The organism is Streptomyces pacificus (assembly GCF_011766325.1).
GTDB classification, from domain to species: Bacteria; Actinomycetota; Actinomycetes; order Streptomycetales; family Streptomycetaceae; genus Streptomyces; species Streptomyces pacificus.
Genome location: NZ_BLLG01000010.1, coordinates 72,197 through 90,554 on the forward strand (window position 1 = coordinate 72,197; position 18,358 = coordinate 90,554).

Consider the following 18,358-nt stretch of genomic DNA (forward strand, 5'->3'; position numbering starts at 1 on the left):
GAGCCCGTCCCTTAGCCCGTCGGTGTCGTGGAGGGACAACGTGCCGCCGGGCAGGGCCGGTTCCCGCATCCGCACCGCCCGCCCGCCCGCTGCCGCCCCTCCCGGATATCTTCCGGGCGCTTGCTACCGCGTCCGGTGCCCCAGCAGTTCGGCCAGGCCGCGGCGGGTGGCGGCGACGACCACCCGGTCTCCGGGGCGCAGCAGGTGTCCGGGGTGGAGGTCGAAGAGCAGACCGCTGGTGTGTTCCGCCCCGTCGTCGGGCGGGGCGGCGGACAGGTCCGGGCGCCGGTCGCCCGGTGCCGCCATGTCGAGGGCGAGCACCCGCCACATGCCCGGACGGAGGGCTTCGGCGATGGTGCGGCCTTCCAGTTGCGGCAGTTCGGCCACGTCGAGCGCGGCGAAGAGCAGCACCCTGCGCTCGACGGAGATGGCCCCGAGCACCTGACGGCCCATCATGGCGCTGGCGAAGGCGGGTGCGGAGAGCGAGGTCACGCTTCTGCTGCGCGTCAGCGCCCCCGGGTGCGCGGCACGCAGTGTCCGGTAGACGGCGGTGGCGAAGTCGTCGTCGTAGAGCCGGAGCGCCACGCGGAGGTGGGAGGCGACCGAGCGGGCGTAGAGGGCGGCTTCCAGGTTGGTGGTGTCGGAGCTGGTGAGGGCGAGCAGGGCGTGGGCCCGGTGGATTCTGGCCGCCTCCAGTACCCCCTCCTGGGTGACGTCACCGATGATCACGGGGACGCGCAGCCGGCGGGCGAGTGCCACTCCCCGGGCCTCGGGGTCGTTCTCGACGCAGACGACGGGGATGCCGATTTCGCGCAGCCGGCCGAGGACGCGGGTTCCGATCTTCCCCAGGCCCAGCAGGACGACATGAGCGGCCAGACCGCGTGGCGGCCGGCGCAGGGCGGTCGCGGAGCGGAAGGAGCTGAGCGCCTCCAGCACGGCGGCGACGAGCAGGGGCAGCAGGAGCAGTCCCACGAGACCCGTCAGCAACTGCAGGATCTGGCGGTCGGTTTGCCCGCCGACCTCGGGGTCGTTGATGGCGAACAGGTCGAGCAGCGTGATGTACGCGGCGTGCAGCGGGTCGCCGCCGCCGGTGAGCCAGCTCGCGACGGCCAGGGCCGCCACGGCCGTGGCCACGCCCGCGAACGACCAGCGCACACGGCGGGAGAACAGCTCCCGGAAGGGCAGCGCGGGACCGCTCAGCCGGCTGACCGGCCGCTCTTCCGGTCCGGTGACGGCTTCGAGCACGATCCGTCCCCGGCGGGACGCGGCGGCGACGGCTCGGTCGTTCGGCAGCAGGAGCGGTCCCGCGGAGCCGCTGTCCTCGGACCCCTCCACACCGCCCGGGTCACTGCTGGTGGAGGACAGCAGCGCCAGGGTGCACAGGCCCGGTTCGGCGGCCCCACCGGGCCCCGGCGGGGGCCGCTCGGCTGCGCGCAGGAGCAGCCCGTCGGCCTGGACGATCTTGCTGGTGCCGGTCACCGCGGTGGCGGCGAGCGCGGGAGCGGCGGTGTCGGCGTCCGACAGCACGGTCGTGGACGAGTCGATGTCGTCAGCCGCCATGCCGGGTACGGCGAGGACGGCGGCCTGGTCGAGCAGTTCCTCGATGTGCTGGCCGAGCTTGCGGTTGTAGAGGCGGATGACCAGGCGCAGCCGGGGGTTCAGCCGGCGGGCGGTGAGTGCGGCGCGGATGTTGGTCTCGTCGTTCTCGTGCACCAGGGCGAGTGCCTGGGCGGTCTCCACGCCCGCCTGCCGGAGGGCGTCGTCGTCCGGGTCGTCACTCTCCAGGACGGGCATCTCGTTCTGCCGTCCGTCTCCGCCGTCGGCGGCCGCGCGGCTCCCACCCGTGCGGACGATGCCTGCCGACACCCGGCCGAGGAGGGCGAGGGCCCGGCCGCCCGAGGGAGCGCCCGCGTTCGGTGGAAGGCCGGGGGACGGGCGGCTGGGCGGTACGAGGAGTGTGACCTGCTGGCGGTAGACGTCGCGGAGTTCGGCGGCGAGGCGATGGGCGAGCGCGTCGTCGCCGCTGACGAGCATGTGGCCCGCGGCGGGCCGCAGTTGCCGGGGAATGGGATGCACATGCCGTACATTGCCGTGTTCCGCCCACGCGGCGCACCTCGACCCGGCCCCGGGAGTGGCCGGTCGGCCGCCACGCCGCAGCCGTTGCGGCTGCGGCCGTCCGGCGGGGCCCGGAAGCGGCCGCTCGGCGGCCCCTCGGTGCGGCGCGGCCCGGTGAACCGGCCCGGCGGGGGCCGTCACCGCGCCGACCGGCACGGCGCCGCCCGCGCGGCGGGAACCCGCGGCCGCGCCCGGGGGAACTGCGCGGCCGTACCGGAGACTCCGTCGCCCGACGGCAGGCGGGCAGCCCGAGGACCGCTCACGCGCCCAAGCGCCCGCCGGGTAGGGGGCCCGGAAGGGCAGCCGGTGCGCGGCGGGTCTCCCCGCCGGACGCCGACGCGGGCGCGGACGCCGACGCGTGCGCCGGCGCCGACGCGGGGGTGGTTCGGCGCCGCGGCGGACCTCCCTCGCGGTGCGGAGGGGGCCGGAGAGCGGTGTCAGCTCCCGAGCGGGAGGATCGCGGTCGGTGCGTGGCCGGGCTCGGTCGCGGCCTCCTCGAACTCGGTGACGTCGCCGATGTCCGCGGTCCGGCTCATCGCGATGTTCGTGATCCGCTCCAGGATCACCTCGACGACGACCGGAACCCGGTGCTCGGCGGCGAGCCCCCGCGCCTGGTCGAAGGCCGCCCCCAGTTCGCCCGGGTCGGTGACGCGGATCGCCTTGCACCCCAGGCCCTCGGCGACCTTGACGTGGTCCACTCCGTAGATGCCCAGCTCCGGGGAGTTGAGGTTCTCGAACTCCAGGTTGACCTGGAAGTCGATGTCGAGGCCGAGCTGCGCCTGACGGATCAGGCCGAGGTAGGAGTTGTTCACGAGGACGTGGACGTACGGGATCCGGTGCTGAGCGCCGACCGCCAGTTCCTCGATCAGGAACTGGAAGTCGTAGTCGCCGGAGAGGGCGACCACCGGCGTGTCCGGATCGGCCGTGGCCGCGCCCAGCGCCGCCGGGATGGTCCAGCCGAGCGGGCCCGCCTGGCCGCAGTTGATCCAGTGGCGCGGCCGGTAGACGTGCAGCAGCTGGGCGCCGGCGATCTGGGAGAGGCCGATGGTGGTGACATAGCGCGTCTCGGGCCCGAAGGCCTTGTTCATCTCCTCGTAGACGCGCTGCGGTTTGACGGGGATGTCGTCGAAGTGCGTACGGCGCTGCAGGGTGGCCTTGCGCTGCTGTGTGGAGGCGGCCCAGGCGGATCGGTCGGGCAGCCGTCCGGCCGCCTTCAGTTCCCCGGCGACCTCGACGAAGAGCTCCAGCGCGGCCCTGGCGTCCGAGGTGATGCCGTAGTCGGGGGCGAAGATCCTGCCGATCTGGGTGGGCTCGATGTCGACGTGGACGAACTTCCGGCCGCGGGTGTAGACGTCGAGCCGGTAGCCGGTGTGGCGGTTGGCCCAGCGGTTGCCGATGCCGAGGACGAGGTCGGACTCCAGGAAGTTGGCGTTGCCGTAGCGGTGGGAGGTCTGGAGGCCGACCATGCCGGCGTTGAGTTCGTGGTCGTCCGGGATGGTGCCCCAGCCCATCAGGGTGGGGATGACCGGTGTGCCGGTGATCTCGGCGAACTCGACCAGCAGGTCGGAGGCGTCGGCGTTGACGACGCCCCCGCCGGAGACGATCAGCGGGCGTTCGGCCTCCAGGAGGAGGGAAAGGGCCTTCTCGATCTGGGCGCGGGTCGCGGTGGGCTTGAAGACCTGCAGCGGCTCGTAGGTCTCGGGGTCGAACTCGATCTCGGTGAGCTGGACGTCGACCGGCAGGTCGATGAGGACCGGGCCGGGGCGGCCGGAGCGCATCAGATGGAACGCCTGCTGGAAGACGCCGGGGAGCTGCGCGGCCTCCAGGACGGTCGTGGCGGCCTTGGTGACCGGCCTGGCGATCGAGGCGATGTCGACGGCCTGGAAGTCCTCCTTGTGGATCACGTTGGTCGGTGCCTGACCGGTGATGCACAGGATCGGAATCGAGTCACCGATGGCGGAGTACAGCCCGGTGATCATGTCGGTGCCCGCGGGGCCCGACGTGCCGACGCAGACACCGATGTTGCCCGGCTTGGCGCGGGTGTAGCCCTCGGCCATGTGGGAGGCGCCCTCGACGTGGCGGGCGAGGGTGTGGGCGATGCCGCCACCCTCCTTGAGGGCCTTGTAGAACGGGTTGATCGCCGCGCCCGGCACACCGAACGCCTGGCTGGCGCCTTCACGCTTGAGGATCTCAACAGCCGCTCGGGCGGCGGTCATACGGGGCATGGAGTGCTCCTGCTTCGGCCTGGCGGATCGGGCTCTGTCGCGCCACCTGAGAGCGTCGATTCCGTGCTGGTTCCCTGATCCTCTTCCGCAATTCCCCCAATTTTCCGCATCACGGAAGAAGTTTTCTGCTATTCGGAACGAATGTAAGTGGAGCACCGGAAGGCGTCAAGGGAGGGGCGGGCCGCCGATGGCCGAACTCCCTCCCCCAGTCGTCGCGGTTGGTGGACGATGGACGTCAGGCGCGCCCGGAAGCGCCGGAGGGGGACGGACATGACAGATCACGTACCGGTGCGCTGTCCGGTGTGCCGCCGCGCGCACACCTTCGCTTCGCCCGTCTATCCCTGTGCCTGCGGCGCACCGCTCGCCCCGCCCCTGCTCCAGGGGGCTCCCGCCGAACCGATCCGCCACCGCACCTGGACCGACGACTGGGTCACCGTGCGCTGCCCGGCGTGCGGGCGGCAGGACCAGTGGCCGCAGCCGGAGCTCGGTTGCCCCTGCGGCACGGTGCTGCGGATCCCGGTGCGGCCGGTGACCGCGATGCCGGAGACCTCGGCCGGTGCGGCGGCCCACCGGAGCACCGCCACCGCGGCGGGCGCCGAGGGCTCCCTCGCGCCCTCCGGTACCGGCCCGCCGGGCGGGGCGGGCGCACCCGGCTCGGCCCCGTTCGATCAGCGGGACCCCGGCCCGGCCGATCCGGCCGCGGCGGCGGAGGACGCCCTGCCGCTCTACGGCCCCGGCGGGCCGGAGGAGGACCGCCCCTTCTCCGTGCCGGCGCCCGCGTCCGCCCGTCCCGACTTCCGCCCGACCCCGATCCGCACGGCACGCGACGCGGTGACCGCCGCGGCGCGGTATCTGCGCTGGCTGGGCTTCCAGGAGATCGTCCAGCCCGAGGAACGGACCGCGTCCGGGGTCGATCTGCGCGCCCTGGGCCTGGTCGCCCAGGTCGACCCCACCACCCGGCCCGTCACGCTGCGCGCCGTGGAGTGCCTCTGGCTGAGCGGACTGAGTTCCTCCGCCAGCAGCGTCCTCTTCTCCCTCGCCGGCTACTCGGCCGACGCCCGTGCGCGGGCGGACGGCCTCGGGGTCCCGCTGTTCGCCATGGACCTGACGGGCGCGGTCGAGCCGGTGAACGGCCCGGCCAAGGACCTGGCCTCCACCGGCGCCTGACGCCGACGGGCACCCCGAGAGGCCTGCCATCGGCGGCGGACCCCGAGGGCCGCCCTGCGGCCGCAGGGGCCCTGTGCGGCGTGGTGCCGGACAGGGCGGCCGCGTGGCCCATGGGAGCCACGGACAGCGCGGGAAGCACCGGACGGCGGCCGTCCGGCCGGGTCGTGCGCCATACTCCCCCTATGCGCATACGGTCGGCCGAAGCATGCGAGCTGCCGCTCCTCCAGGACATCGAACGAGCCGCCGGTGAGTCCTTCCGCTCCCTCGGCATGGCCGCGGTCGCGGACGACGATCCCCCGCCGCTCGACGAACTGGAGCGGTACCGGAGGTCCGGCGGACTCTGGGTGGCGGATGCGGGTGACGGCCGGCCCGTGGCGTATCTGCTCACCGAACCCGTGGACGGCGCTGCCCACATTGAGCAGCTGTCCGTCCATCCGGACTTCGCGCGGCGGGGACTCGGCCGGGAGCTGATCGGCCATCTGGAGGCGGCGGCCAGGGCCAGGGGCCTGAGCGCGCTGACCCTGACCACGTTCACCGACGTGCCCTGGAACGCGCCCTACTACTCCCGACTCGGCTTCCGGACCCTCGGCGAGGACGAACTCACCGAGGGGCTGCGGAGCATCCTGAAGGCGGAGGCAGCACACGGGCTCGACCGCTGGCCCCGTATCTGCATGCGCTACCCGCTCTGACCCGGCCGGTCACCGCGGCCCCGGGTGACCGGCCGGCCTGCCTTCGGACGGGAAGCGGGGGTGCCGTGCCTGCGACCGGCGCCGAGCCCTCCGCGAGCACGATGCCGGGATGCGGCACGGCGGACCCCGGCGGACCCCGGCGGGCCGGGCGCCGGCCCGCCGGCCGGGAACCGCCGGGCTCAGGGCCGGAGCACCGCCTCCGGCGGCGGTGGCGTCCGGGGCGGCATCAGCCGCCACCCGTCGGGGTCAGGCGCCCCTCAGCCGACCCCCCGGTCGCTGCCGGCCCAGTACGGGTCCCTCAGCCTGAATTTCTGGATCTTGCCCGTCGCCGTCCGCGGGATCGCGTCCCGGAACTCCACACTGGTCGGCGCCTTGTACCCCGCCATCCGCTCCTTGCAGTACGCGATGATCTCCGCCTCGCTCACCACCGCGCCCTCGGCCGGCACCACCAGTGCCTTGACCGTCTCGCCCCACTTCTCATCCGGCACCCCGATGACCGCGACCTCCGCCACCGCCGGATGGCTGAAAACGGTGTCCTCCACCTCGATCGACGACACGTTCTCCCCACCGGTGATGATCACGTCCTTCTTCCTGTCGGAGATCGTCAGATGCCCGTCCCCGACATCGATCGAACCGCCGTCCCCGGTGCGGAACCAGCCGTCCTGCAGCGCCGCCGCCGTCTCCTCCGGCTTCTCCCAGTAGCCGTCCAGGACCACGTTCGACCGGGCCAGTACCTCGCCGGAGTCCGCGACGCGCAGGTTCACACCGAGCGCGGGCAGCCCCGCCCGCGACAGTCTGCGGGCCCGCTCCCCGGCCGGCAGCTCCCCGTCCTCGGGCCGTGCGCGGTTGAACGTCAGCAGCGGCGAGGTCTCCGTCAGACCGTAGATCTGCGTGAACTCCCAGCCCAGTTCCTCCTCCACCCGCTGGATCATCCGGCTGGGCGGGGGCGCGCCGGCACACACGATCCGTACACGGCCACGCCCCGGAACTCCGCCCTGCCAGTCCTTCGCCGCGTCCAGCACCGCGTTCCACACCGCAGGGGCGCCGCACATCAGCGTCACGCCGTGCTCGTCCACCCGCCGCAGGATCTCGGCTCCTTCGACCTTGCGGAGCACCACCTGCTTCACACCGAGCCCCGCCATCACGAACGGCATGCCCCAACCGTTGCAGTGGAACATCGGCAGCGTGTGCATATACACGTCCCTCTCCCACACCCGCGTGTGCAGACCGAAGGTCAGGCCGTTCACCCAGATGTTGCGGTGCGTGAGCTGGACCCCCTTGGGGCGGGCCGTCGTTCCGGAGGTGTAGTTGATCGTCGCGGTGGCGTCCTCGTCGGGATTCGACCAGGGGCGCGGCTCCACACCGAACCGCATCAGCTCGTTCTCCGTCTGCTCCCCCAGCACGAACCGGTGGTCCGTCCTGACGCACTCCGCCGGCTCCCGCACCTCGGGGTCGACCAGCAGTACCGAGGCACCGCTCTGCCGCACCACATACGCGATCTCCTCGGCCTTCAGACGGAAGTTGACGGGCACGCAGATCCGACCGCTCATCGGCACCGCGAACAGCAACTCCAGCAGACGGGCAGAGTTGTGGCTGACCACCGCCACCCGCTCGCCCTCCCCCACCCCCAGCGCGTCCAGGCCCGCCTGCCAGGCCCGTACCCGCTCGCCCAGCCGCCCGTACGTCGACACCGGTACCGGCGGCGCGGGCTGGCTCGGCTCGTCGATCACTGCGGGACTGGCGGCGAAGCCCAGCACCGCCCGGTCCAGGAAGTCCGCAATCGTCATCGGAACGCGCATCGCTCTCCCCTGCTCCTCTGTAGGACAACGTGGTGGCTACCCGCGGCTGCCGGTGCCGACCCCGACGATCCCGGCCGGGCTCCGGCGCGGCGGGAGTCCCTCGGCCCGGTCCCCGGTCGGCCGTCGAGGCCAGCCGGGCACGCAGCCTGCCGGTGCGCCTGCCCGGGATCGGCTGCCTGCCGGTGTGCATTCCCGGGATCAGCCGCCCGAAGCGGGGCGGCGGCCGCGCTTCTCACGGGGCGGGCCCTGTCCGCCGCGAAGCCGGGGTCCTCGACCGCGACGGCGGCCGTACCGCAGGGCCCTTGGCCACGGCACCCGCTCGCACACGGTGATGCCTCTTGACCCTGCTGTGAGGAGAAGCGGGTGGGGAGCCCTGGCACGAGCGCGCTCCCCTCTCGAGGCGTGGATGACCGGGAGAGACCGGAACCGCACTCTCCGCGCAGCGGGCCTGCGTACAGACCGGCACCCCGCGCGGGACCGGCCGCCTTGCGGTCGGCGGCCCCAGGCGAGACCGCGCCCTGCTGCCGGTGACACCCGCCCGGGGGCGCCTGCGGCCTCGCCGCCGTCATGCCGCCGCCGCTGAGCCCCGATATCCTGCCCGTGCCGATCCCCAGGGGATGCACACGGCGTGGACGCGGGTACAGGGATGTGCACGCGAAAGGCGCGGCGTGCGCCTCGCTCGCACGGGAGGTGACCCAGGATGCCCCGACGGAGCCGTTCCACCCCGGCCTCGAAGCGGACCTCCTGGCGCCGCCGCGTCTCCCCGCCCGCCGCGCCGCCCGGGCCTGCGGAGCCCTCGGCGCCCGCCCCGCCCGAGCAGCCCCGCACCGGGCGGGAACAGCGCAGCATCGTGCAGGCGGCGCTCTACCGCGACGGCCGCAGGGTGTCGTCGCCGGCGTCGCTCGCGGAGACCTTCCGCCTGCTCGGGGAGGATCCGGCCGGTATGGCGTGGATCGGCCTCCACCGGCCGACCGAGGCGGAGCTGCGGGCCCTGGCGGAGGAGTTCGACCTGCACCAGCTGGCCGTCGAGGACGCCATGGAGGCGCACCAGCGGTCCAAGCTGGAGCGGTACGGGGAGACCCTCTTCGTCGTGCTCCGCGCCGCCCGCTACCTCGACGCCCCGGAGGAAGTCGACTTCGGCGAGCTGCACGTCTTCGTCGGCCGCGACTTCGTGATCACGGTCCGCCATGGGGCGGCCCCCGACCTCTCGGCAGTCCGCCGCCGCATGGAGGCCGACCCCGAGCTGCTCGCCCTGGGCCCCGAGGCGGTGCTCTACGCGATCCTCGACGCGGTCGTGGACGGATACGCGCCCGTCGTCGCCGGTGTGCAGAACGACATCGACGAGATCGAGACGCAGGTCTTCGGCGGCGATCCGGCGGTGTCGCGCCGTATCTACGAACTCTCGCGGGAGATGGTCGAGTTCCAGCGCGCCACCCGGCCGCTGGTCGGCATGCTGCACGGCCTGATGGCGGGCTTCGCCAAGTACGGCACGGAGGAGGAGCTCCAGCGGTACCTCCGCGACGTCGCCGACCATGTCACCCACATCAGTGAGCGCGTCGACGGCTTCCGGCAGGCGCTGGCGGACATCCTGACGGTGAACGCGACCCTGGTGACACAGCAGCAGAACGCCGAGATGCGGGCACTGGCGGAGGCGGGCTTCGAGCAGAACGAGGAGGTCAAGAAGATCTCCGCCTGGGCTGCCATCCTCTTCGCCCCCACACTGGTGGGAACCATCTACGGCATGAACTTCGTGAACATGCCCGAGCTGCACTGGGGGTTCGGCTACCCCTTCGCGATCCTGCTGATGGCGGCGGTGTGCGTGACCCTCTACCTCGTCTTCAAGCGGCGGGGCTGGCTGTAGGGGGTCGGGCCGGACACGCCGACCGGATGCGCGTCCGCGGACGGCGCTCTCCCTACCGCGCCGCGCGCCGGCGGTTCAGCGGTCGATGGGCTGGAAGCCGCGCAGCCGGAGGCTGTTGCCCACCACGAAGACCGAGGAGAAGGCCATCGCCGCCCCCGCGACCATCGGGTTGAGCAGACCGGCCGCGGCCAGCGGCAGGGCGGCGACGTTGTAGGCGAAGGCCCAGAAGAGATTGGCCCGGATGGTGCCCAGCGTCCTGCGGGAGAGGCGGATGGCGTCCGCCGCGGCGTTCAGGTCACCGCGCACCAGCGTGAGGTCGCCGGCCTCGATCGCGGCGTCCGCGCCCGTTCCCATCGCCAGCCCCAGGTCGGCCTGGGCGAGTGCGGCGGCGTCGTTGACGCCGTCCCCGACCATGGCGACCGAACGGCCCTCCTCCTGCAGGCGCTTGACGGCATCGACCTTGTCCTGCGGCATGACCTCGGCGATCACGTACTGGGGTGCGATGCCCACCTCGGCGGCGACCGCTTCGGCGACCGCCCTGTTGTCGCCGGTCAGCAGGATCGGGGTCAGGCCGAGGGCGCGCAGGCGCCCGACCGCCTCCGGGCTGGTCTCCTTGACGGCGTCGGCGACCTCCAGGACCGCGCGGGCCTCGCCGTCCCAGGCGACGGCGATGGCGGTGCGCCCGGCCGCCTCGGCCTCGGCCTTGGCGCGCCGCAGATCCCCGGGCAGCAAGACGGCCCGTTCGGCGAGCAGCTTCTCGCGTCCGACCAGGACCGCGTGGCCCTCGACGACGCCGGTGACGCCGAGGCCGGCGATGTTCGCGAAGTCCTCGGGAGCGGGGAGCGCTCCGACGCGGGCGGCGGCGCCGGAGGCGACGGCCCGGGCGACGGGGTGCTCGGAGGAGTGCTCCAGGGCGCCCGCGAGGCGCAGGACCTCGTCCTCGCCGGTGTCATCGGCGGTGTGCACGGCGAGCAGGGCCATACGGCCGGTGGTGACCGTTCCGGTCTTGTCCAGGACGATCGTGTCGATCTTGCGCGTCGTCTCCAGGACCTCGGGGCCCTTGATCAGGATGCCGAGCTGGGCGCCGCGCCCGGTGCCGACCATGAGCGCGGTGGGGGTGGCCAGGCCCAGGGCGCACGGGCAGGCGATGATCAGCACGGCGACCGCGGCGGTGAAGGCGGCGGTCAGGCCGGCGCCGCTGCCGAGCCAGAACCCGAGGGTGCCGAGCGCCAGGGCGATCACGACCGGGACGAAGACGGCGGAGATCCTGTCGGCGAGCCGCTGGGCGGCGGCCTTGCCGTTCTGCGCGTCCTCCACCAGCTTGGCCATGCGGGCCAGCTGGGTGTCGGCTCCGACCCGGGTGGCCTCGACGACCAGACGGCCGCCGGCGTTCAGCGTGGCCCCGGTGACGGCATCCCCGGTGCCGACCTCGACCGGCACGGACTCACCGGTGAGCATGGAGGCGTCCACGGCGGACGAGCCCTCGACGACCACACCGTCGGTGGCGATCTTCTCTCCGGGGCGGACGAGGAACCGGTCGCCGGCCCTCAGGTCGCCGACGGGGACGAGCTCTTCGCGTCCGTCGTGCAGGAGGGTGACCTCCTTGGCTCCCAGCTCCAGCAGCGCCTTCAGCGCCGCTCCAGCCTTCCGCTTCGACCGGGCCTCGAAGTAGCGGCCGGCCAGGACGAAGGCGGTGACGCCCGCCGCGACCTCCAGGTAGATGTTCCCCGCGCCGTCGGCACGGGCGATGGTCAGCTCGAAGGGGTGGGTCATGCCGGGCGTTCCGGCAGTGCCGAAGAACAACGCCCACAGGGACCAGAGGAACGCCGCCGACGTGCCGACGGAGATCAGCGTGTCCATCGTGGCGGCGCCGTGCTTGGCGTTGGTCCAGGCGGCCTTGTGGAAGGGCCGGGCGGCGTACGTCACCACGGGTGCCGCAAGCGTGAGCGAGAGCCACTGCCAGTACGTGAACTGGAGCGCCGGGATCATGGCCATCGCGATGACGGGGACGGCGAGCGCGACCGCGGCGGTCAGCCGCCGGCGCAGGTGCAGCAGCTCGTCGCTCTCCTCCTGCGCGGTGCCGCTGCCGGTGTCCGGCTCGGTGCGTATGGGGAGCGGTTCGGGTTCGGGCTCGCGTGCGGTGTAGCCGGTGGCCTCGACGGTGGCTATCAGGTCGGAGACGGCGACGTCCTCGCGGAAGGCGACCCTGGCCTTCTCGGTGGCGTAGTTGACGGTGGCCTCGACCCCGTCCATGCGGTTGAGCTTCTTCTCGATCCGGGCGGCGCACGAGGCACAGGTCATGCCTCCGATGGCGAGTTCGACCTCGGCGCCGGGCGTGGTGGTGGTCATGTCTGCTCCTCGGAGCTCACGGATGCGGTCTGCGCTGGCGGAGGGGCTGGGCCGGTCGGGCGGGGCGGTTCGGCAGAGGCTTGCGCATCAGGCGGCCATGCGGCCGGTGACGTCGTATCCGGCCTCGCCGGCGGTCTCGGCCGTCAGCGCGTCGAGCGCGTCGCCGGGCTCGGCTGCGGTCGTCGCCGCAGCCGAGCCGGTGCCCCCGGCCAGGGCGCCGGCCCCGGCATCGACCGCCGCGACCCCGTCCAGGCCGCACACCAGGCCGCCCACCGCCTTGACGGCGACGCCCTGGCAGCGGGCACCGCCGACGCCACCGGCCCGGTAGGGGGTCGTGGCCTCCGCGGCGGTGTGACGGCTTCCGCCAGGGGTGCAGCAGGTCGACACGGGGGATCCTCCACAGCCGCCGATCGATACCCCTCCAGGGTATTAACAACGACTCCATGTATACCCCCTACCCGTATCCGCCGCAAGAGTGATCCGACGTGATCCACACCCCCTAGGGGTATGTTGAACTGCATCGATCACACGGCGAGCGGTCGCGAGACGAGGAGCCGGCCAGGTGCACCGGACTGCGGATCCCTCTGCGGTCATGCGGGCACGCGGTCAGGCGGTCATCCGGTCAGGCGGTCATCCGGTCATCCAGGAAGCGCGAGCAGCATCAGGGGCGTGGTGGTCGGCCGGGACGATCCGCCGTCGGGTTCGACGGTGAGTCCGAGGGCGGTGGCGTTGCCGATGTCACCCTCGATGGCCACGGCGCCGTCGTGTTCCAGCAGTCCGGCCGGGTGCATGGTGCCCTGGTCGTCGTACCAGAGCTGGTAGGTCCTCCCCGGCGCGGGCCTGGGGAGGCCGGTGCCGACGAACACCGCCCTGCCCAGCTGCCTGGACGCGACGACCGCGGTGGACGCGCCGTTCGTCGTGCGGCCCCGGACCGTGCGGGCGTCGGGGGCGGACATGACCGAGGTCAGGTCTTCGAGTTGCCGGGCTGCCTGCCGCGCCTGCCGCTGCGACTCGGTGCTCTGCCGGTACTGCCAGGCCGCGACGCCGGCGAGGGCCGCGCCGGCGACGAGGCTTGCGGCGACGAGGAGCGAGCCGCTCCTGCGGATTCGCGAGAAGATCGATGTGACGGGCCGGGCCGTCGCGGGCACGTGCGGGGGGATCTGGCGCACGGAGTCGATGCCGTGCAGCACCGATTCCCTCATGCCGCGCGGGGCGGGGGTACGCACCGCTGCGGCGAGGCGGTCGGCGGTGGCGGAGAACCCGGCCACCTCGTCCCGGCACGGCGCGCAGCGCGCGAGGTGGGCGTCGACCGCGCCGTGTTCGTCGGGTGGAAGCGCGTCGAGGGCGTAGGCGCCGGTGAGGCTGTGCAGTCCCTCGTGGGGCTCCTTGCGGAGTTCCCTGTGGAATCCCTCGCGGACCCTCATGCGGTCACCCCCATGCAGTCGCGAAGCCGGATGAGTCCGTCCCGCATGCGTGTCTTGACCGTCGGAAGCGGCGTGCCGAGGGTCTGGGCCACTTCCCGGTAGGTCAGCCCCTGGTAGTAGGCGAGCGTGACGGCCTGCCGCTGGATGTCGGTGAGCTGCTTCATACAGCGGCGCACCTGCTGGCTCTGCAGTCGGCTCTCCACGCGCTCGGCGACATCGTCGTAGGGGCGTTGCCGGTCGCGTACGGCGTGATCGTGGTCGCGGTGGGCGGCGGCTTCGGCCGAGCGGACCCGGTCCACGGCACGGCGGTGGGCGAGCATCGTGGCCCAGGCGTGGACACTGCCCTTGCCCGGGTCGTAGCGCGTAGCCCGCCGCCAGAGGTCGATCATGACCTCCTGTGCGACCTCTTCGGACTGGGCCCGATCGCGTACGATCTTGAGGACGATTCCGAACACGGTGTCGACGACGGCGTCGTAGAGGGCCGTGAAGGCTTCCTTGTCACCGCACGCGACGCGCCGCATGACCTCGTCCAGTCGCGGTTCGGCCGAGTGCGGCGTGCCGGAAGAAGCGGGTTCACTCAACGGGGTTCCCTCACATCGCTGTCGGGTTGCCTCGGGGCGGGCAACTCTCGTGTCCGGCGCCATACTTCCCCGGCACGCCGGCCCTTTGACGACACATCAGCAGGCATGCACCGCTCTCTGCGCCGTACTTCCGGGCGGCGTCGCGCCTCCTCGTCCCTCCTTCGCCACGGCCGGTTCCGCGGATGGGTGAACCCCGGCTCGGCGGGGGCAGGCCGGGTTCGGCGTACGTCCGGGCACCGGGCACCGGCCGTCGGCGGGGCCTTCGCGCTCGCGCCGGCCGGCACAGCCGTGAAGCGGTCCCCGGCCGCGGCCCGCACCGGGCGGCTGCGTGTGCCGACGGCGCCGGGGCCGGGGGCGCCGGGTCCCAGGACACCGGGCCCAAGCCGAGGGGCGAGTCGCCGCGAAGTACGGGTGTGACCGACAACCGGGCCTTCAACCGTGCCCTTCTCCTGTGCGGGGCCCTGGCGGGCGCCGGCGGCCTGCTGGCCGCGTTCTGCTCGCTGGCGGTGGCGGAAGCCGTGGCGGCGCTCACCCGGACGGAGGCCGGGCCCGTCGTCGCGGTCGGGGGAGCGTCGATCGACCTCACCCCGGCGCCTGTGAAGGACTGGGCGGTCCGCAGCTTCGGCACCAAGGACAAGCTGGTGCTGCAGGCGGGCATCCTCTCGGTGCTCGCGCTGTCCGCCGCGGCCCTCGGCCTGCTCGCCCTGCGCCGTCGGCTGGCCGGTGCGCTCGGAGTCCTGGCCTTCGGTGTGATCGGGGCGCTTGCCGCGCTCGGGCGCCCGGATTCGGCGTCGTGGACCGACGCCCTGCCGTCGGTCGCCGGGGCACTCGCGGGTGCCGCGGTGCTCTACGTCCTGGCCGGCCGCCTCCCCAGCCCCGGCAGGGCGGTGACATCGCATGGGCCGGACGGCTGGGACCGCCGCGGCTTTCTGCTCGCCGCGACGGCGGCCGCCGTCGGCTCCGCCGGAGTGGGGGCGCTGGGCCGGGGGCTGACCGCGGCCCGGACCGGTGACGCTGCCGGATCGCGCGCGGCCGTCACCCTGCCGGCTCCCGGGTCGCCGGCCCCCGCCATCGCCTCCCGTGCCGCTCTGCGCCTCCCGGGCCTGCCGCCGTTCACCACCCCGGCCAAGGACTTCTACCGTGTCGACACCGCGCTCGTGGTACCCAGGGTCGACGCCACGGCATGGCGCCTCAGGATCCACGGCGAAGGCGTCACCCGCCCGCTCACCCTCACCTTCCGGGACCTGCTGGAGGGCGATCTGATCGAGCGCGACATCACCTTGGCATGTGTGTCCAACGAGGTCGGCGGGCCCTATGTCGGCACCGGGCGCTGGATCGGCGTACGCCTGGCGGACCTGCTGCGGCGGGCAGGAGTGCGGCCACCGTCACGCGGGGGCCCTGCGGATCAGCTGGTGGCCCGGTCCGTCGACGGCATGACCCTCGGCACCCCCGTGGAGGACGTCATGGACGGCCGGGACGCCATGCTCGCCGTCGGGATGAACGGCGAACCGCTGCCCTTCGACCACGGCTTCCCGGTCCGCATGGTCGTCCCCGGCCTCTACGGGTACGTCTCCGCCTGCAAGTGGGTCGAGGACATCGAACTCACCACCTTCGACGCCTACGACGCCTACTGGGTGAAGCGGAAGTGGGCCCGCAGGGCTCCCGTCAAGACGCAGTCCCGCATCGACACCCCCAAGCCCTTCGCGCGCCCGGCACCGGGCACCGTCATGATCGCCGGGGTCGCCTGGGCCCAGCACCGGGGCATCGACCGGGTGGACGTACGAGTCGACGACGGCCCATGGCGGCCGGCCGACCTGGCGGCCGAACACACCACCGACACCTGGCGCCAGTGGTCCCTCGCCTGGGAGGCGACGCCCGGCACCCACACCCTCACCGTCCGCGCCACCGACCGCACCGGTGAGACCCAGACGGAACAGCGCGCCCGCACCGTCCCCGACGGCGCCACCGGCCGGCACAGCGTCGTCGTGACCGTCACCCGGCCTTCCGGCACACGGTGACGACGCGCCCAGCGGGGCGATCCGCACACCAGCCCTCGAACTCCCGTCGGAGCGCGCACCAAAGGGTGACTTCTCCACGGCCGCGGTCGTCCGCCAATCCGCTCGGGGCCGCGCCCCGAATCCCGAGTGTGACGATCAAACGGGCGACTTCACGAGGCGCCGGCCGATGCCCCTTCACCCGCCTCGGACGCGCCCGTGCAGGGACCCCCCGCGGACCTGACGAGTTGAACACCGCCAGGTGACCCCGGCCTCGCCTCCCCGCGCAGACCCCCCACACCACATGACCGCTACCCAGAGCAGCGGACCGAACACGATGGAGAACACGATGAACGCCTTCCGCTTCCGCCGTACCGCCGCCGCCGTCGCTGCGGCGGCCGTGCTGCCGCTGGTGCTGACCGCGTGCGGGGAAAGCGACTCCCCGACCTCGGCGGCGGGCAAGAGCACGGCCGAGCCGGCCGGCGAGCGGTCGGATCCCGCCGCGGACGACGCCGCTCCGGGCACCGGCGGGCCGTTCGGGCCGGCCTGTGCGTCGATCCCGAAGGAAGGCGCCGGCTCCTTCACCGGCATGGCGGCGGACCCGGTGGCCACCGCCGCCTCCAACAACCCGGCCCTGTCCACTCTGGTCACCGCGGTGAAGAAGGCCGGGCTGGTCGACACCCTCAACAGCGCCCAGAACATCACCGTGTTCGCGCCCACCGACGACGCCTTCGCCAAACTCCCCAAGGCCGACCTGGACAAGGTCCTCGCCGACAAGGACGCGCTGAGCGACCTCCTCACGTACCACGTGGTCGGCCGGAAGCTCACCCCGCAGCAGCTTGAGAACGGCAGCTACGAGACGCTGCAGAAGTCGAAGCTCACCACCGAGGGCTCCGGCGAGGACTACACCGTCAACAGCAGTTCGAAGGTCGTCTGCGGCAACGTCCCCACCGCCAACGCCACCGTCTACCTCGTCGACACGGTCCTGATGCCCACGTCCTGAACGGCCCGGCCGGTCCGCTGCCCGGCACGGCGGCACCCCGGTACCGGGCAGCGGACCGGCACGGCGGCCGGCACGGCGGCGGGGCGCCCCACACGAAGTGGGCCGCCCCGCCGCCGTGGGCGACGAGCACACGACGAGGAACGCCGCCCGCCCCGTGCGGACGGCACCAGCGCTCCGGGCTCAGACGCCGGTGAGGGTGATCGCCAGGTCCGTGATGTTCAGCGGGAACTGGCCGAGGGACGTGGCCTGGCCGGTGAAGACGTTGATGCTGTACAGCGAGGGAGTGGCCGCACCGTACGGGGTGAGGGTGGCGAAGGCGGTGTTGTCCACCGTCTTCCCGCCGGACAGGGTGCTGTAGATGTCCATGCCGGCGTTGATCCCGACGTCGATGCCGAGGCTGCCGGTGGCGGCGAGCGTGCCGTTGTTCGCCGGGGACTGGAGGACGACCTGGTCGCTGCTCGTGTTGATGTCGACCAGCGTGGTCCCGGTGGCCGCGTTGAGGTCGTTGTTGGTGTACGCGGCAGCCGAGACGCCCTTGGTCGTGCCCTCGACGGGCGGGGTGGTGAGGTTGACATCCTGGATGGTGCTGTGGTCGTTGAGGTTGTGCCGCAGGTTCTGGCCGTTGTCGCTGATCACGCGCAGTCGGTCGGCCGCCGGGTTGAAGTCGACACCGAAGTTGGCGCCGTGCAGCGCGTACTGGAGCTGGGACACCTTGGTGACCACGACATCCGCGGTGGCCGGCGGGGTCTTGATCGTGTAGATGCCGCCTTTGTCGCCGACGCCGTACATCAGGCCGTTCTGCACCCGGAAGTCGATCCCGATCAGGCGGGTGTCGCCGCTGAGGCCGGTGACGACCCGGACCCAGTCGAGCACTTGCGGCCGATCGGTCGTGAACGTGGCCATCAGGGTGCCGTCGCCGCTGATCCCGAAGGCGCGCAGGCCGGGCCCTGCCGTGGAGGCGGGAGCGGCCGAGCCGGCGCCCGCCGTGCCGAGGACGAACGCCGCCGACGTGACCACGGCCGCGACCGACACCATGACGCGCTTTCCCGCGCCTGTTCTCATCGGAGTCTTCCTCCCGTTGCGGAGAGCGCCGTTCAGGGCGCCTGACTGACCATCCCGTGTCCACTGCATGCGCTGATGACCGCGGTTAC

At 72.9% G+C, this 18,358-nt stretch carries 13 protein-coding genes; 5 read left to right on the forward strand and 8 right to left on the reverse strand.

Going from position 1 to position 18,358, the window contains the following annotated elements; genetic code table 11:
* Positions 1 to 123 precede the first annotated feature (123 nt).
* Positions 124 to 2,034 carry an NAD-binding protein gene (locus SCWH03_RS17630; protein ID WP_173265342.1) on the reverse strand — a complete coding sequence of 637 codons (1,911 nt, stop codon included), beginning with the start codon at positions 2,032 to 2,034 and terminating at the stop codon, positions 124 to 126.
* Positions 2,035 to 2,552: 518 nt separating this feature from the next.
* Positions 2,553 to 4,340 carry a glyoxylate carboligase gene (gcl, locus tag SCWH03_RS17635; protein WP_173265221.1) on the reverse strand — a complete coding sequence of 596 codons (1,788 nt, stop codon included), beginning with the start codon at positions 4,338 to 4,340 and terminating at the stop codon, positions 2,553 to 2,555.
* Positions 4,341 to 4,610: 270 nt separating this feature from the next.
* Here gcl and SCWH03_RS17640 point away from each other — a divergent pair, with 270 nt between their 5' ends.
* Complete coding sequence (locus SCWH03_RS17640; RefSeq protein WP_173265222.1) at positions 4,611 to 5,507, forward strand: hypothetical protein; 897 nt, start codon at positions 4,611 to 4,613, stop codon at positions 5,505 to 5,507.
* A 182-nt stretch (positions 5,508 to 5,689) separates the two neighbouring features.
* The gene (locus tag SCWH03_RS17645; protein WP_173265223.1) at positions 5,690 to 6,196 is read left to right on the forward strand and encodes a GNAT family N-acetyltransferase; all 507 of its coding nucleotides are present in this window, start codon (positions 5,690 to 5,692) and stop codon (positions 6,194 to 6,196) included.
* A gap of 257 nt (positions 6,197 to 6,453) precedes the next feature.
* Here SCWH03_RS17645 and SCWH03_RS17650 read toward each other — a convergent pair whose 3' ends face one another.
* The gene (locus tag SCWH03_RS17650; protein ID WP_173265224.1) at positions 6,454 to 7,995 is read right to left on the reverse strand and encodes an AMP-binding protein; all 1,542 of its coding nucleotides are present in this window, start codon (positions 7,993 to 7,995) and stop codon (positions 6,454 to 6,456) included.
* A 700-nt stretch (positions 7,996 to 8,695) separates the two neighbouring features.
* On the opposite strand from SCWH03_RS17650, the gene SCWH03_RS17655 reads away from it, so the two are divergent.
* Positions 8,696 to 9,856 (forward strand): magnesium and cobalt transport protein CorA, encoded by a 1,161-nt coding sequence (locus SCWH03_RS17655; RefSeq protein ID WP_173265225.1) that lies wholly within the window; start codon positions 8,696 to 8,698, stop codon positions 9,854 to 9,856.
* A 75-nt stretch (positions 9,857 to 9,931) separates the two neighbouring features.
* Here the strand turns inward: SCWH03_RS17655 and SCWH03_RS17660 are convergent, their stop codons facing one another.
* From SCWH03_RS17660 to sigK, 4 genes are all read right to left on the reverse strand, one after another.
* Positions 9,932 to 12,205 carry a heavy metal translocating P-type ATPase gene (locus SCWH03_RS17660; protein ID WP_173265226.1) on the reverse strand — a complete coding sequence of 758 codons (2,274 nt, stop codon included), beginning with the start codon at positions 12,203 to 12,205 and terminating at the stop codon, positions 9,932 to 9,934.
* An 87-nt stretch (positions 12,206 to 12,292) separates the two neighbouring features.
* Positions 12,293 to 12,592, reverse strand: coding sequence for a copper chaperone (locus SCWH03_RS17665; RefSeq protein WP_173265227.1), 300 nt, complete (start codon positions 12,590 to 12,592; stop codon positions 12,293 to 12,295).
* A gap of 251 nt (positions 12,593 to 12,843) precedes the next feature.
* Entirely contained in the window at positions 12,844 to 13,629 is a 786-nt protein-coding gene (locus SCWH03_RS17670) for an anti-sigma factor (RefSeq protein WP_173265228.1), read from the reverse strand.
* Complete coding sequence (sigK, locus tag SCWH03_RS17675) at positions 13,626 to 14,210, reverse strand: ECF RNA polymerase sigma factor SigK (RefSeq protein WP_272491077.1); 585 nt, start codon at positions 14,208 to 14,210, stop codon at positions 13,626 to 13,628. Before sigK ends, SCWH03_RS17670 begins: the two co-directional genes overlap by 4 nt.
* A 413-nt stretch (positions 14,211 to 14,623) precedes the next feature.
* On the opposite strand from sigK, the gene SCWH03_RS17680 reads away from it, so the two are divergent.
* Both SCWH03_RS17680 and SCWH03_RS17685 read left to right on the forward strand, forming a co-directional pair.
* On the forward strand, positions 14,624 to 16,228 hold the full coding sequence (locus SCWH03_RS17680; RefSeq protein WP_254076817.1) for a molybdopterin-dependent oxidoreductase: 1,605 nt from the start codon (positions 14,624 to 14,626) through the stop codon (positions 16,226 to 16,228).
* 325 nt (positions 16,229 to 16,553) lie between these two features.
* Positions 16,554 to 17,207, forward strand: a complete 654-nt coding sequence (locus SCWH03_RS17685; RefSeq protein ID WP_173265343.1) for a fasciclin domain-containing protein — start codon at positions 16,554 to 16,556, stop codon at positions 17,205 to 17,207.
* 180 nt (positions 17,208 to 17,387) lie between these two features.
* Here the strand turns inward: SCWH03_RS17685 and SCWH03_RS17690 are convergent, their stop codons facing one another.
* Positions 17,388 to 18,242: a DUF4394 domain-containing protein gene (locus SCWH03_RS17690; protein WP_173265344.1), complete on the reverse strand. Its 855-nt coding sequence runs from the start codon at positions 18,240 to 18,242 to the stop codon at positions 17,388 to 17,390.
* Positions 18,243 to 18,358 lie beyond the last annotated feature (116 nt).

Coding starts and splice junctions, on each gene's coding strand:
- SCWH03_RS17630 (WP_173265342.1), bottom strand. CDS start 2,034: ATGCTCGTCAGCGGCGACGACGCGCTCGCCCATCGCCTCGCCGCCGAA.
- gcl (WP_173265221.1), bottom strand. CDS start 4,340: ATGCCCCGTATGACCGCCGCCCGAGCGGCTGTTGAGATCCTCAAGCGT.
- SCWH03_RS17640 (WP_173265222.1), top strand. CDS start 4,611: ATGACAGATCACGTACCGGTGCGCTGTCCGGTGTGCCGCCGCGCGCAC.
- SCWH03_RS17645 (WP_173265223.1), top strand. CDS start 5,690: ATGCGCATACGGTCGGCCGAAGCATGCGAGCTGCCGCTCCTCCAGGAC.
- SCWH03_RS17650 (WP_173265224.1), bottom strand. CDS start 7,995: ATGCGCGTTCCGATGACGATTGCGGACTTCCTGGACCGGGCGGTGCTG.
- SCWH03_RS17655 (WP_173265225.1), top strand. CDS start 8,696: ATGCCCCGACGGAGCCGTTCCACCCCGGCCTCGAAGCGGACCTCCTGG.
- SCWH03_RS17660 (WP_173265226.1), bottom strand. CDS start 12,205: ATGACCACCACCACGCCCGGCGCCGAGGTCGAACTCGCCATCGGAGGC.
- SCWH03_RS17670 (WP_173265228.1), bottom strand. CDS start 13,629: ATGAGGGTCCGCGAGGGATTCCACAGGGAACTCCGCAAGGAGCCCCAC.
- SCWH03_RS17685 (WP_173265343.1), top strand. CDS start 16,554: ATGAACGCCTTCCGCTTCCGCCGTACCGCCGCCGCCGTCGCTGCGGCG.
- SCWH03_RS17690 (WP_173265344.1), bottom strand. CDS start 18,242: ATGGTGTCGGTCGCGGCCGTGGTCACGTCGGCGGCGTTCGTCCTCGGC.